Origin of the sequence: Nocardiopsis aegyptia, assembly GCF_013410755.1 — a bacterium.
In the GTDB taxonomy this organism is placed as follows: Bacteria; Actinomycetota; Actinomycetes; order Streptosporangiales; family Streptosporangiaceae; genus Nocardiopsis; species Nocardiopsis aegyptia.
The window spans coordinates 4,033,497-4,046,534 of sequence record NZ_JACCFS010000001.1 but is presented as its reverse complement, the minus strand read 5'-3'; the positions used below and the strand labels follow the sequence as shown (position 1 = coordinate 4,046,534).

The 13,038-nt window shown below is 72.8% G+C and carries 13 protein-coding genes; 3 read left to right on the top strand and 10 right to left on the bottom strand.

From position 1 onward, the window contains the following. Nucleotides 1-3: 3 nt before the first annotated feature. Nucleotides 4-1,326 (bottom strand): FAD-dependent oxidoreductase, encoded by a 1,323-nt coding sequence (locus tag HNR10_RS18210; protein WP_179825136.1) that lies wholly within the window; start codon nt 1,324-1,326, stop codon nt 4-6. 248 nt (nt 1,327-1,574) lie between these two features. Here HNR10_RS18210 and HNR10_RS18205 point away from each other — a divergent pair, with 248 nt between their 5' ends. After that, entirely contained in the window at nt 1,575-3,158 is a 1,584-nt protein-coding gene (locus HNR10_RS18205) for an aspartate aminotransferase family protein (protein WP_179825134.1), read from the top strand. 55 nt (nt 3,159-3,213) lie between these two features. Here HNR10_RS18205 and HNR10_RS18200 read toward each other — a convergent pair whose 3' ends face one another. The 4 genes from HNR10_RS18200 to HNR10_RS18185 form a co-directional block, all read right to left on the bottom strand. After that, entirely contained in the window at nt 3,214-3,984 is a 771-nt protein-coding gene (locus HNR10_RS18200) for an SDR family NAD(P)-dependent oxidoreductase (protein WP_179825132.1), read from the bottom strand. A gap of 211 nt (nt 3,985-4,195) precedes the next feature. Continuing rightward, nucleotides 4,196-4,909 (bottom strand): type 1 glutamine amidotransferase, encoded by a 714-nt coding sequence (locus tag HNR10_RS18195; RefSeq protein WP_179825130.1) that lies wholly within the window; start codon nt 4,907-4,909, stop codon nt 4,196-4,198. A gap of 13 nt (nt 4,910-4,922) precedes the next feature. Continuing rightward, nucleotides 4,923-6,179 carry a Mur ligase family protein gene (locus tag HNR10_RS18190; protein WP_179825128.1) on the bottom strand — a complete coding sequence of 419 codons (1,257 nt, stop codon included), beginning with the start codon at nt 6,177-6,179 and terminating at the stop codon, nt 4,923-4,925. 88 nt (nt 6,180-6,267) lie between these two features. Next, nucleotides 6,268-8,412 (bottom strand): hypothetical protein, encoded by a 2,145-nt coding sequence (locus HNR10_RS18185; RefSeq protein ID WP_179825126.1) that lies wholly within the window; start codon nt 8,410-8,412, stop codon nt 6,268-6,270. Between the two features lie 525 nt (nt 8,413-8,937). Between HNR10_RS18185 and HNR10_RS18180 the strand changes: the two genes are divergently transcribed. Both HNR10_RS18180 and HNR10_RS18175 read left to right on the top strand, forming a co-directional pair. Continuing rightward, the gene (locus tag HNR10_RS18180; RefSeq protein WP_179825124.1) at nt 8,938-9,582 is read left to right on the top strand and encodes a DUF1326 domain-containing protein; all 645 of its coding nucleotides are present in this window, start codon (nt 8,938-8,940) and stop codon (nt 9,580-9,582) included. Next, a complete protein-coding gene (locus HNR10_RS18175; RefSeq protein WP_218897836.1) occupies nt 9,579-10,394 on the top strand; it encodes a DUF2182 domain-containing protein in 816 nt (271 codons plus the stop codon). Before HNR10_RS18180 ends, HNR10_RS18175 begins: the two co-directional genes overlap by 4 nt. Before the next feature lie 159 nt (nt 10,395-10,553). Here the strand turns inward: HNR10_RS18175 and HNR10_RS18170 are convergent, their stop codons facing one another. The 5 genes from HNR10_RS18170 to HNR10_RS18155 all read right to left on the bottom strand — a co-directional run bounded on the left by HNR10_RS18170 (nt 10,554) and on the right by HNR10_RS18155 (nt 12,900). Then, entirely contained in the window at nt 10,554-10,859 is a 306-nt protein-coding gene (locus tag HNR10_RS18170) for a DUF1416 domain-containing protein (protein WP_121181173.1), read from the bottom strand. Continuing rightward, nucleotides 10,856-11,701 carry a sulfurtransferase gene (locus HNR10_RS18165; RefSeq protein WP_179825123.1) on the bottom strand — a complete coding sequence of 282 codons (846 nt, stop codon included), beginning with the start codon at nt 11,699-11,701 and terminating at the stop codon, nt 10,856-10,858. The genes HNR10_RS18170 and HNR10_RS18165 overlap by 4 nt, the downstream gene beginning before the upstream one ends. A gap of 97 nt (nt 11,702-11,798) precedes the next feature. Next, complete coding sequence (locus HNR10_RS18160; RefSeq protein WP_179825121.1) at nt 11,799-12,221, bottom strand: DUF4395 domain-containing protein; 423 nt, start codon at nt 12,219-12,221, stop codon at nt 11,799-11,801. A gap of 76 nt (nt 12,222-12,297) precedes the next feature. Further along, the gene (locus HNR10_RS32185; protein WP_352983320.1) at nt 12,298-12,384 is read right to left on the bottom strand and encodes a putative leader peptide; all 87 of its coding nucleotides are present in this window, start codon (nt 12,382-12,384) and stop codon (nt 12,298-12,300) included. A 105-nt stretch (nt 12,385-12,489) separates the two neighbouring features. Continuing rightward, complete coding sequence (locus HNR10_RS18155; protein ID WP_179829805.1) at nt 12,490-12,900, bottom strand: TlpA family protein disulfide reductase; 411 nt, start codon at nt 12,898-12,900, stop codon at nt 12,490-12,492. Nucleotides 12,901-13,038 lie beyond the last annotated feature (138 nt).

Here is a 13,038-nt window from a genome sequence, read left to right as displayed (position 1 = left end):
CGGTCAGAGTGGTCCGCCGTGACGCTCGACGGCGGCCATGACACCTGGTTCGGCCAGGGACTCGAAGGTGTCCACCAGGGTGCAGGCGCGGATCACGGCGAGGGCCACCTCGGGGTCCTGCTCGGCGGCCGCGAGCACCCTGAGGAAGAAGTGGTGCATCCAGAGGACCTCCTCGGTCCTCTCCCCCTCCACTCCCGGGTAACTGAGGTCGGTGACGATCGTCGTCTCCCACACCCCGTCGACCACCCTGGCGGTCAGGTCCCGGAGGAAGGCGAGCGGATCCGGGCGCGGGTCGCGCCCCAGGTGCTCGTCCAGGACCAGCGCCGACTGGGCCGCGACCGTCATGCCCTGCCCGTAGCGGGGATTCGTGCTGCACAGCGAGTCGCCCAGGACGAGGAGTCCGGCCGGAAAGTCCTCCAGCCGTTCGTAGCGTCGGCGGAGGTTGGCGGGGAACCGGTACCGCACCGGCTCCGAGACGGGCGTGGACACCTCGATGACCTCGTGGACGTCACCGGTGGGCAGTGACTTGGTGAACGCCAGCAGGCCGTCGTGGTCGGCCGGGGGGCGCTCGCCCAGGATCCCGTAGACGGTGAGGACCGTGCGGCCGTCCTCGACCCGCTGGCAGCTGGCGCCGCGGGGTGTCTCCGGAGTCGCCATGGTGTTGATGGAGACGTCACCGCGGAACGCCTCCTCGGGTGTGCGGTAGTGGCAGGTGACGTAGTTGACGTCGATCCTGCGACGCTCCTCCTCGGGTCTGGGGTAGCCGAGTTCCTGGAGCCAGGCGGCCGTACGGGAGCCCCGGCCGGCGGTGTCGATCACGAGATCGGCGTCGAGTGTGAACGGGCCCTCCGCGCCCTCGCAGACCACTCCGGTGACGACCGTTCCGTCGCCGCCGGTGGTCGGCCGGAGCACGGCGGTCCCGTCGAGCACCGTCACCCCCGGTAGCGCCGCGACCCGCTCGCGGACGAGGGACTCACGCAGCGCCCGGGTGGCCGGGAGCACGTCCAGCCCCGCGTGGACCCGGGGCAGCGGACCGCCGCTGATGATCCAGCGGGCGTTCTGTCCGGCGTCCCCGCGGGGGGCGCCCTCGGCCTCCAGTCGCGCGGTGAGACCCGGGAGGAGTTCCTCGATGATCTGGTGGCCCCGGGCGAGCATGTCGTGGGCCTGGCCGCCCTGCGGTACCCCGCGCCTGTCACCGCGGCCGGCGAGTACGTCGCGCTCCACGACCGTCACGCGCCCGTGGTGCCGCGAGGCGACCGCGGCGGCCAGCAGCCCGGCCATGCCCGCTCCGACCACGACCGCGTGTTCCGCACCACGACTATCCATAGCGATCCACTCCCCGCGGAGACAGCGACTCCGACCAGTTTTTTTCGCAGAACCTTTTCGAGAAATTACTCCATCTTCCCCACCGAATATCCACGCGCAAATAACTGAGCGCTCATTCCAATTACCGCGGGAATTACCGATCCGTGGTCGCGCGCGGGGGATGATCGGGGGCACCCCGGGGGCGGCCATCCGTCACCGGTCGGTCACCGATCCGGACCGGACGGTCCGCTTCCCCACAGGAGGAGACGATGAACCCGGAACCGACGGACAGAGAGCTGGCCGAACCCCATCTGCTGGGGACCCTGGCCACTGTGGGCGTGAACGTCGAGTACGTCAGGGCACACGGCGACACCCTGTACCGCCTGGACGAGGAGGGGCGGGAGATCCCGGTGACCGACTTCGCCGGCGGCTACGGAGCGCTCATCCTGGGCCACAACCACCCCGAGATCACCGCTCTGGCCCGGGACCTGCTGGAGCGGCAGGTGCCGGTCTACACGCAGTTCTCCCGCCATCCGGCGGCCAATCGGGCCGCGCACCTGATCAACGACATCATCAGGCGGGAGACGGGTACGGAGGAGCCCTACTTCGCCTTCTTCTCCAGCACCGGGGCCGAAGCCGTCGAGGCCGCGACCAAGCACGCGGAGTTCGTCCGGTCCCAGCGGCTCGCGGCGCTCGCGACCGGGATCGACGGGAACGTCGCCTCGGCCCGTGCCGCCGTCGCCGCGGGTCGCGCCGAACCCGGTCCGGACGTGTACGAGCGCGCGGGGGCCGACACCGCCCAGGCGGCGGACCAGGTGCTCGAACACCTGGTGGCGCGTCTGGAGCGGCACAACGACGAGGTCCTGTCCCGGCCTCCCGTCTACTTCGCCCTGGAGGGCTCCTTCCACGGCAAACTCGCCGGAAGCGTCCAACTCACCCACAACCCCGGTTTCCGCACGCCCTTCGCCGCCATGGCGGCACGCGCCCGGTTCGTCCCGATGAACGAGGGTGAGGCCCTGGTCAAGGCGGTCGAGGAGGAGCGGGCCGTGGTCTGGGACCTCGTGGTCGAGGACGGACGCGTCGGTGTGGTCGAACGCCCCGCACCGGTCTTCGGCGCCTTCCTGGTGGAACCGATCCAGGGTGAGGGCGGCATCCACGAGGTCGGCCGCGAGTTCGCCGAACGGATCCAGACGGTGTGCGCGGAGATCGAGTGCCCGATCATCGTGGACGAGGTCCAGAGCGGGATGGGGCGCACCGGCAGCTTCCTCGCCAGTGCGCGCATCGGGCTGCGCGGCGACTACTACGCCCTGGCCAAGAGCCTGGGAGGCGGAATCGCCAAGAGTTCGGTCATGCTCGTCCGCGAGCAGCACTACCGCGCCGAGTTCGAGCTCGTGCACAGTTCGACGTTCGCCAAGGACGGGTTCTCCACACCTGTCGCCGTCCGGGTCCTGGAACTGCTGGAAGCGGACGGGGGCGCGGCCTACTCCCGTGCGCGGGAGCGCGGCGAACGCCTCCGGCTCGCCCTGGAGCGTGTGCGGGAGGACTTCCCCGACGTGGTCGCGCAGGTCCGGGGCCGGGGGCTGATGCTGGGCCTGGAGTTCCGTTCCACCTCGGACTCGCCCTCCGAGCTGTTCCGCTTCTTCGCCGAGGCGGACGTCCTCGGCTACGTCCTGTCCGGCTACCTGTTGCGTGAGCACGACATCCGGGCACTGCCCACGGCCAGCGCGGTGAACACCCTGCGTTTGGCTCCCTCGATCGGGATCGGGGACGAGCAGATCGACCGGCTGGAGCAGGCGCTGCGCAACGTGGCCCTCGTCCTGCGCGAGTCCGACGAACAGGCCCTGGCCCCCTGACCGGGGCAAGGATGACGGGGGCCGCCGCGGCGGCCCCCGTCGCTCGTGCGGTCCCTCAGACGACCTTCTCGGCTCCGCCGTCGATCAGGCAGTCCTGGCCGGTGATGAACCCGGCCGCCGGCGAACCGAGGAAGACGATGAGGTTGGCCACCTCCTGGGGGGTGCCCCAGCGCCCGGCGGTGACTCCCGCCAGCAGCGGCATGCCGTTGAGGAACTCGTCGATGTCCATGTCCATGCCGTAGCTGTCCCGCAGGCGGGGCCCGTACTCGTCCCACAGGGGCGTCCTGATGAGGCCGGGGGACACCGTGTTGACGCGCACCCCCCGCGCGCCCAGCTCGTCGGCGAGCCCCTTGCTCAGGGTCGTCAGGGCGGACTTGGGAGTGCTGTAGAAGAAGGGGCCGGTGTTGGGCCAGCGGGCCACGCTCGTGGACACGTTGACCACGGCCTCGCGGAGCCGGTCCTGGAGCACGCGGGTGGTCCGCAGGGGGGCGAAGAAGTTGAGCTCGAAGGCCTTGCGCCAGACCTCGTCGTCGATGTCGTCGAGCTTGCCCAGGGGGTGGTCGGAGAGGCCCCCGACGCCGTTGACCAGCAGGTCGACACCGTCGAACTCCGCGTCCACCGCGGCCTTGAGGGCGTCCAGGCCTTCGGCGGTGGTCAGGTCGCCCTCGACCGTCAGGGCACCGCTGTCCTTGAGCTCGGCCGAGACGGCCAGGTCGGCCCCCAGGACACGGACGCCCTCCTCGATGAGGGTCCGTACCACGGCGCCCCCGATGCCGCCCGATGCGGCCGTGACCACCGCCGTCTTGCCGGAGAGTCCCAGATCCATTCGTGTTCTCCTCGTCGTGCTGCCGGGTGGAACGTAGGGAGAACGTATCCGTGCGCACACATCGGCCGACCACTGTGCGCTCACACCGTCCCGGTGGGGGCCGATGGGGTGCGTGTGACGGGCCGTGGCCGACGCCCGTGGCGGCCGGCGACACGGCGGAGCCCGGCATGCCCCAGGGGCGTGCCGGGCTCCGTCGGGGTCCCGTGTCGGGTCAGCGCAGGGCGGCGGCCAGGCGCTCCTCGTGCAGGCGCTCGCCCCAGGAGGGGGCCACGGCGGGCAGCGCGCCCACGCGCCAGCGCAGCAGGAGGTCCGCCAGCTCCGGGTTGCGGGGCAGTGCCGGGCCGTGCAGGTAGGTGCCGAGCACCTGGCCCTGGTAGGCGCCCTCGGTGCGGTCGTCGTTGCCGATACCGCGCACGGTCGTCGACAGCGGGCGCGCCGACGGGCCGATGGCGGTCCGGCCCTGGTGGTTCTCGAAACCGGTGATGCGGCCGACGCCCAGGGAGGGGTCCACGTCCGCGACGATCTCGCCGACCGCGCGGGTCTGGCCGCGACCGCTGCGGATGTCCAGGATCCCGATGCCGGGCAGCGGGTTGGACTCGTCGTCACCGTAGGACTCGCCGATGATCTGGTAGCCCGCACAGACCGCGAAGACGCAGGCGCCGCGGGCGACGGCGCGGGCGAGCCCGCCGTCCTTGCGCAGCCGCTCGGCCGCCAGGATCTGCGGCCGGTCCTCGCCGCCGCCGAGCAGGTAGATGTCGCCGTGCTCGGGGACCGGGCTGCTGGAGGTGACCTGCAGGACCTCGGTGGGGATGCCGCGCAGTTCGGCGCGGCGCTTGAGGATGAGGACGTTGCCCTGGTCCCCGTAGGTGCTCAGCAGGTCGGGGTAGATCCACACGATCCGCAGGGCGCTGCTGGTGTCCGTCATGAGTTGGTCTCCCCTACTGCACGCGGCCGTAGGCCGTGCGGATCTGCTGGAAGGCTGTGTAGTTGGCGATGACGTCGACCTTGGTCGTGTCGGGACGCTCGGCCTTGAGCCGGCCGAGCACCTCGTCCACGCGGTCGGCGACCTCGAAGGCCACACCGTCGGTCTCCAGGCGCAGGGCCAGGTCGGTGCGGCGCTCGCCCATGACGAACACGCGTCGGCCGCGCAGGACGGTGTAGTCCACGTCCCACAGCCAGGAGGTGTCCTTGCCGTCGGGGATCTGGGCGTTGACCGCGAGGATGACCGGCACCCGGGGCGGGTCCAGGACCGCGAAGGACTCCAGCCAGCCCGCGGGGTTCTTGGACAGCAGCAGCCGCACCTCGACCCCCATGGTGACCAGCGAGGTGTAGCGGCCCGCGACCGAGGTGATCTCGCGCAGGCGCTCCACGGTCCGCTCCGGGTGGATGCCGTACCCGGCGGCCGTCGCGGCGGCGATCGCCGCGTTGGCGCGGTTGGCGTCACCGGGCAGGTTCAGTCGGAGCTTGAGGCGCTGGCCGTCCGGCGCGATGAGGGTGTCGGACTCGTTGTCCACCGCCCACGTGGTCTCCGGGCGGGACAGGCCGCACTCGGGGCACTCCCAGTACGGGTCGGTGTCCCGCTTGAGGTGGCCGCCGCACTCGGGGCAGCACCAGGAGTCCTCCTTCCAGCGCTGGCCGGCCGAGACCCAGGTGGCGTTGGCGGCGCCGAGTCCCGCCCACGCCACGAGGGGGTCGTCGGCGTTGGCGATCACGTGGGTGTTGGTCTTGCCGAGCGCCGTCCGCCACTTCTTGGCGAGCAGGTTGATCTCCGAGGCGCGGTCCATCTGGTCGCGGCTGAGGTTCATCAGCACCACGAACGCGGGCTGGGTGGCGACCAGGACCTGCGGCAGGTACTTCTCGTCGACCTCCAGCACGCCGTTGACGGCGGAGGTGTTCTGCGAGAGCGCGGTGATGTGCCCGGTGGGCATGTTGGCGCCGTGCTCGTTGGTGGCCACGTCGCCGAACTCGCGCAGGGCCTGGGCGATGAGCCGGGTCGTGGTGGTCTTGCCGTTGGTGGCGCTGATGAGCGCCAGGCGGCGGCCCTTGGCGAGCTTGGTCAGCAGATCCGGCTCGACCTTGAGCGCGACCCGCCCGCCGATGACGGAGCCGTCCCCCCGCCCGGTCGCGCGGGACAGGCCGGCCGCACTCCTGCCCAGGACCGATGCGAGTTGGGCACGCAGGGGAAGGTCGCTCAATCTACTCTCCACGTCGCTTGATCACCCGCGCCTGTGCGCGTCCGCACGGCAGGTGATGTCTCGGGCACAGCCTAGTGTCCACCGGTGGTCACACCCGCCAGTCCAACCGCTCGGGCGGCGGACCCAGATTGGGCGGCACCCGCCGTTCCCGGACGTCGGTACCGACCGGGGCCGGCCGGCGACCGTCGACCGCGGCCGCCGGGGCGCCGGGTGCGGCGATCCGCGGCCGGCCGCCTTCGGCGGACTGCTCGGCGTCGGAACCGCCCCCGCGTGCGCGGGCGGCGGAACCGTCACTCGTGTGACGGGAGTCGTCCACCGTGGCCAGTGTTGCTGTGGACAGGGTGAGGATACCTGGGTTGGTGTCGGCGAGAACAGGGCCATCGCCGGTGAGAACGACGGCGACGGTGTCGGGGAGTTCGCGCAGGGCCTCCGCGCCGAGGTCCAGAGGGCGTACGGCCGCGTCCTCGCCCTCCACGACCGCCACGGGCGTGTCGAGGTCGGCCGCCTGGGCGGTGGCCCTGCCCCACGCGGTGGCCGATCTCACATGTCTGACCAGGTCGAGGGGGGCGACCGCGGCGGCCGCGTTGCGGATCACCGCGCCCGACTCGGTGTGCGGCGACGGGAAGAAGCGGTCGTCGGACTCCATGTCGGCCATCGGGTCGGCGTCGGGGTCCGTCCCGGCCTCGGTGACCATGCCCCGCACGGCCTCACCGATCACCTCGCTCAGGCGGTGCAGGTCCGTCCCGGCGGCCGGGTCCCCGGCCCGGCGACCACTCCCTCCGGCGGCGGCCGCGGCGCGCGCGACGGCGTCGGCGGCCGCCCCGGGTTCGCGCATCACCACCGACAGGCAGGCGGGGTCGTCCAGGCGGGCCAGGGCGGCGGGCGTGGCCGAGCGGAACATCAGCACGACCTCCACGCCGCCGCCGGTCGCCGCCGACAGGACCTGGTCCACCTCGTCGTCGGGCAGGGCCTCGGCCCCGCACACCACGACGGTGCGCACCCGGCCCGGGCGCGTCCCGCCGGCGGAGCTCTCACGAGGGGCGCCGACCTCCAGGAGCTCGCTGAGCGAGGCCACGGCGTAGGTGCCGTACGCCCGGGCCGCGGACGCCCCGGACGCGCGGTCGGTGCAGATGATCTTCACCTGCGCGTAGTCGCCGTCGTCGGCGCGGGTGCCGACCGACTCGAACGGGCTCAGGCGCCGCTCCAGTTCCCAGGCGCGCTCCCGGACGTCCGGGTCGTCGGCACAGCGCTCCCGGACGCGGGTGCGCTGTTTCGCGGTGAGCAGCGCCAGCGCGGCGTCGTCCCGGGCGGTGTCGTCCTCGGGTGTGATGAGCGCGCGCAGGCCGCCGATGAGTTCACCGATCCCGGCGTGCGGCCCGAGCACCTCCATCAGCCGCAGGAGCAGGGTCTCGTCGGCGTCGGCGCCATCGCCCGCCCCGGCCGCGGCGGCGACCGCGGACAGGACGCGGGCACGCTGCCCGGCGTCGAGGTTGGTGCCCAGGGTCATCCTGGGCAGGTCGGCGGGGAGCACCCAGCGCCGCGGCGCGACCGCGCACCTGCGGGCGAGGTGGACGAGCTCGCGTGCCACGGCGTGCCCGGTGAGGTCGATGACCGTGAGGTCGCCCCCCTCGCGCAGGCGGGAGATCCCCACGGTGGTGAGCAGGGCCGACCAGCCGGTGTCCGTGCCGCCGGTGACCACGACGGAGCCGACACCGGGCGGGACCGTCACCCCGTACCAGCGGGGCTGCGCCTCGTAGGCGCGGGCCGCGGCCTGCCACGCGCTGTGGGCGCGCGCGTGCTCCTCCTGCTGTTCGCGCAGCGCGCGGTCGCGCTGCTCGCGTTCGGCGGCCAGCCGTTCCCTGGCGCGTTCGAGCCGCTGGGCGATCACCAGGCGGCTCTGCACCAGTGCGAAGGAGATGGGCGCCGCCACCGCCGCGCACGCGAGGACGCCGCCGAGGGCCAGGCTGCCCGGGAGGACGCGGGCGCTCCACAGGAGGGGGCACAGCAGGGCCAGGACGGCCAGCCCGACCAGGGCGAAGTACAGCGGTCGGTTGGTGCGCGCCTCGCTGTCGCGCTGTCCGCTGAGCCAGTCCTCGCTCAGCGACTCGGCGTCGGCGGGCGCGGGGCGGCGGGGTGCCGGTCCCGGCGCCGGGAGCAGGACCGCGTGGCGCCAGCCGAGGTAGGTCCGGCCTGCCTCGGCTCGGGGTGTACCGCCTGACCGTGGTGTGGGCACCGTACGAACACCTCCTGACCGACCGCCGTGGGGGGCGTCGGGGATCGGGGCGCCCCTCCGCGCGGGGCGGGAGGCGTCCTCGAAGCGGGTCCGCTCCCTGCCTGCGCGGTGAGCGGAGTCTGGTCCAACGGGGGCTCCGGCCGCAGCCGGAGTGTGGGCCGATGCTGCCACCTGCCCGACCTCAAGTGAAGCAGGACGCGCGGCGGCCTGCCAGACCCCGCCCGCGGCCTGTGGACGACCGCCCCCGGCCGCACCTCGTGCGCGCTGTGCCCCGGTCGGCCGCGGCCGACCCGTCCGACCGGGTCCGCCTCCCGTCACCGCCACGGGTCGGCGCGTGACCGGTTCCGGCCGAGTCCGCGCCGGGAGGAATTCCGCTGCGGGGGCGTGGGTGTCGCGCGCGGTCCACGCGCCCGCTCGCGGACGCGCGTTCTCGCAGGTGCGAGCCCCCGTGCCACCCCGGTCCCGGCTCGTAGATCGGAGAGGGGATCCCCCGCCCACCGCCCCCACCAGGAGAAGGGGTAGGCCATGAACGAGGTTCCGCAGTGGTCCCTGAAGGGTGACTGGTTCGACGTCTGCAGCTGCGACATCCCGTGCCCCTGCTACTTCGCGCAACCGCCGACGGGCGGCTCCTGCGAGGGCACGCTCGTCTGGCACGTCCGCGAGGGCCGGTACGGCGAGGTCGTCCTCGACGGGCTGAACGTCCTCGCCCTGGGTGCCTTCACCGGCAACATCTGGGCCGAGGGCACCAAGGCCGCGATGGGGCTCTTCTTCGACGAGCGCGCCGACCAGCGCCAGCGGGAGGCCATCCAGACGATCTTCACCGGTGGGGCCGGCGGCTGGCCCCAGGGGTTCGCCGAACTCATCGGGGAGATGCGCGGTGTGGAGACCGCGCCCATCGAGTTCGAGGTGGACGAGGACCTCGGCCGGTGGAGCGCGCGCGTGCCCGGCCGCGTCGAGGCACGGGCCGAGGCGCTGGCCGGACCGACATCGCTGCCAGGTCAGCGCGTCCAGGTGCACAACCCCGCCGGGAGCGAGGTGGGTCCGGGCGCCGTGGCCGCGCAGGGCGTGGCCGTCACCGACACGGCCGGGGCGCTGGCCTTCGAATGGGACCGGTCCGGCAAGTCGAGCACGCACATGCTGTTCGACTGGAGTGGTCCGGACGAGCCGTGAGCAGGACCGGGACCGAACGGCCGCGTGTCGCGTCGGCCGGTGAGCCCGCCCTGGTCGTGGTCCTGCTCGGGCTGGCGGTCCTGGCCTGGGTGGTCACCGGGCGGCTCGCCGAGCCGCACATGCGTGCGGGTCTGCTGACCGGGGCGAACGGGATGGCCGACGGAATGGCGGGCGGAGGGCGCACCGGCCCCTCGCCCGCGGCCCTGGGCCTGTTCCTCATCACCTGGACCGTCATGATGGCGGCGATGATGTTCCCGTCCGTCCTGCCGGTGGTCCTCGCCTGTGACCGCTGGGTCCGGCGGACCGGGCGCTCGCGTACGGTCACGGCCCTGTTCGTGGGCGGCTATCTGCTGGTCTGGGCCGCGGCGGGAGTGGCCGCCTACGCCGTCGTCGTCCTCCTCGTGCCGCTCCTGCCCTCGGGGGCGACGGGTGTGCCGCTGGGCGGGGCGGCGCTCGTCCTGGTCGGCGTCTACCAGTTCAGCCCGCTGAAGCGGGTGTGCCTGCGCCAGTGCCGCTCGCCGCTGGCCTTCGTCGCCGCCCACGCCGAGCGCCTTCGGGCCGGACCCGTGGCGGCCGGCCGTGTCGGTGCAGCGCACGGCGCCTACTGCCTGGGCTGCTGTTGGGCGCTGATGGTCGTCCTGCTGCTGCTCGGCATGATGAGCCTGACCTGGATGGCCCTGGTCGCGGCCGTGATCCTGGCCGAGAAGGTGTTCCCGGGCGGCGGGGCGGTCGGCCGGGTGGTCGGCGGCCTGCTCGTGGTCACGGGCGCGATGCTGGTGGTCGGCGCGCCGCCGCTGCCGGCCCTGGTCTGAACGGCCGAGCCGCTGCCGGCCCCACGGCCCGTGGACGACCCGCCCGCGGGCCCGGACGCGGCGAGGCGCCGGCGGTGGATGGTCGCCCGTCCGCCACCGGCGCCTCGTGCGCGCTCGCGGGTGCGCCCGGCTTCCGCCGGCCGCGCCCCCGTGTTCCTCCTAGGCCTCGACCTGCAGGTCGACGACCTTGCCGACCTCGGCCTCGACGGCGAACTCGCCGGTGAAGCCCTGGGAGGCCAGGACCCGCACCTTCCAGGTGCCGTCGGCGGCGAAGAACCGGAAGGTCCCCTCGTCGCCCGTGGCCACCTCGCCGACGAAGTCGTCGGACTCGTTCAGCAGCCGGGCGTAGGCCCCGCTGAGCGGCTTGCCCTCACGGGTCACCGTGCCCTGGATGACCGCCTGGTTTCCCGCGTCCACGTCGGCGAGCACGACGCCGCCGACCGGAGCTCCGCAGCTGTCGCTCACTTGGCCTCCGCCTCTCCGAGCTCGACCGGAACGCCCACGAGGGAGCCGTACTCGGTCCACGAACCGTCGTAGTTCTTCACGTTGCCCAGCCCCACGATCTCGTGCAGGGCGAACCAGGTGTGCGAGGAGCGCTCGCCGATGCGGCAGTAGGCGATGATCTCCTTGTCGAGGTCCACACCGGCCTCGGTGTAGAGCTCGCGCAGCTCCTCGGCCGTCTTGAACGTGCCGTCCTCGTTGGCCGTCTTGGCCCACGGGATGTTGCGCGCGGTCGGGATGTGGCCGGGGCGCTGCGAGGTCTCCTGCGGCAGGTGCGCGGGGGCGAGCAGCTTGCCGGTGAACTCGTCGGGCGAGCGTACGTCGACCAGGTCCTTGGCGCCGATGGCCTGGACGACCTCGTCACGGAACGCGCGGATGGAGTGGTCCTGCTCCTGCGCCGTGTACTGGGTGGCCGCCCGCTCGGGGACGTCCTTGACCAGCTCGCGGGAGTCCAGCTCCCACTTCTTGCGGCCGCCGTCCAGCAGGCGGACGTTGGTGTGGCCGTAGAGCTTGAAGTACCAGTAGGCGTAGGCGGCGAACCAGTTGTTGTTGCCGCCGTAGAGCACGACCTGGTCGTCGTTGCCGATGCCCTTGGCCGACAGCAGTGCCTCGAAACCGGTCTTGTCGACGAAGTCGCGGCGGACCGGGTCCTGCAGGTCCGTCTTCCAGTCGATCCTGACGGCGCCGCGGATGTGTCCCTTGTCGTAGGCGGACGTGTCCTCATCGACCTCGACGAGGACCACGTTGTCATCGTCCAGGTGAGCCTCCACCCAGTCGGCGTCCACGAGGACGTCGGAGCGGCTCATAGGGAACCTCCAGTGTTTCTTGTGCGGTGTCGCGTGTGCGGTCGGTACGTGGGCCGGGACGCGGGGGTCCCAGGTGTCGGGGGTCGTTCCGCCGTTCTCAACGGGCCGTTCCCGTCGCCGCCATACGGCGGACGAGGAGGTAGGCCTCGCATCCGGCGCAGAAGCCGAACGCGGCGTTGAGGAAGGCGGCGAAGAGGGCGAGGGCGGTCGCGGCGACGCCGAGCCACTGCGGGCCCGCCAGGTATCCGACGAGTCCCAGAACGGCGAAGGCGAGTCCCACTCCCTGGGCGAACCGGGGCGGCCGGGCGTCCTCGGTCTCCTCGGGCGGACCGAGCCTGGGGCGCACGAGGGCGGAGAACACCAGCGCGTAGGGCGAGTGCCGAACCCCCACGACCACCGCGACGCCGAACACCAGGGCCTGGAATCCGAGGATCCGGGGATCTCCGGTGGCCAGGGCCAGGGCCAGTACGAGGGTGGTCAGGGCCGCGGCGAAGCGCTGCCCTCGGGGGTCGACCTGCATGGTGTGATGTCCCCAGTCGCGTGCACGGAATGGGCCAGTCGCACGGAGGAGGCGAGGGCTCGCGAGCCCGTCCGCCCTAAGGACACAGACAGAGCGCGGCGGCGACGCGGCAGAAGTCCACTGCCCGTCGCTTCGTCAGATACGCGCTCGTCAAGGAAGTCACGTCTAGACGCTACAGGCCGCCCGGCGTGTTTGTCACTGGTGTGCTGGATCACAAAACTTCACGTACGCGCCGGTCGCGACACCGGCGGTGTCCTCCGCGCACGGCCTACGGGACGGCCGCCCCGAGGGCCGCGATGACGTCGGCCTTGCGCGGCTGGCCGCTCGCCCTCGTGGTGATCCGGCCCGAGGCGTCCAGGACCAGGACGGTGGGCGTGCGCATGATGCCCAGGCGGCGGACCAGGTCGAGACTGGCCTCGGCGTCCACCTCCACGTGGGCCACGCCCGCGACCATCCCGGCGACCTCGTCGAGGATGCGGCGGGTGGCCCGGCAGGGCTGGCAGAAGGCGGTGGAGAACTGCACGAGGGTGGCGCGCTCCCCCAGGTCGCCGTCGATGTCCCCCGCCGTGAGCACGTCACCGGAGGGCGGGGTGTCGGCGCCCTCCTCGGCGCGGACCTCCTCGGCATGGGCGCCCTGGGTCCGGACGCCCTGGGCCCGGGTGTCCTGGTGCGCGGTCATCGGCTCCTCCTCTCCCGGGTTCCGGGCTCCGCCCGCGGGCGGGCCGCCGACGCGCCGTCCCCGCACGGTGTGCTCGCGGAAGCGCCCCCGGCCCCGCCGCCAGGCGAGTCCGACGGCGGTGGCCGCGAGCAGGGTCAC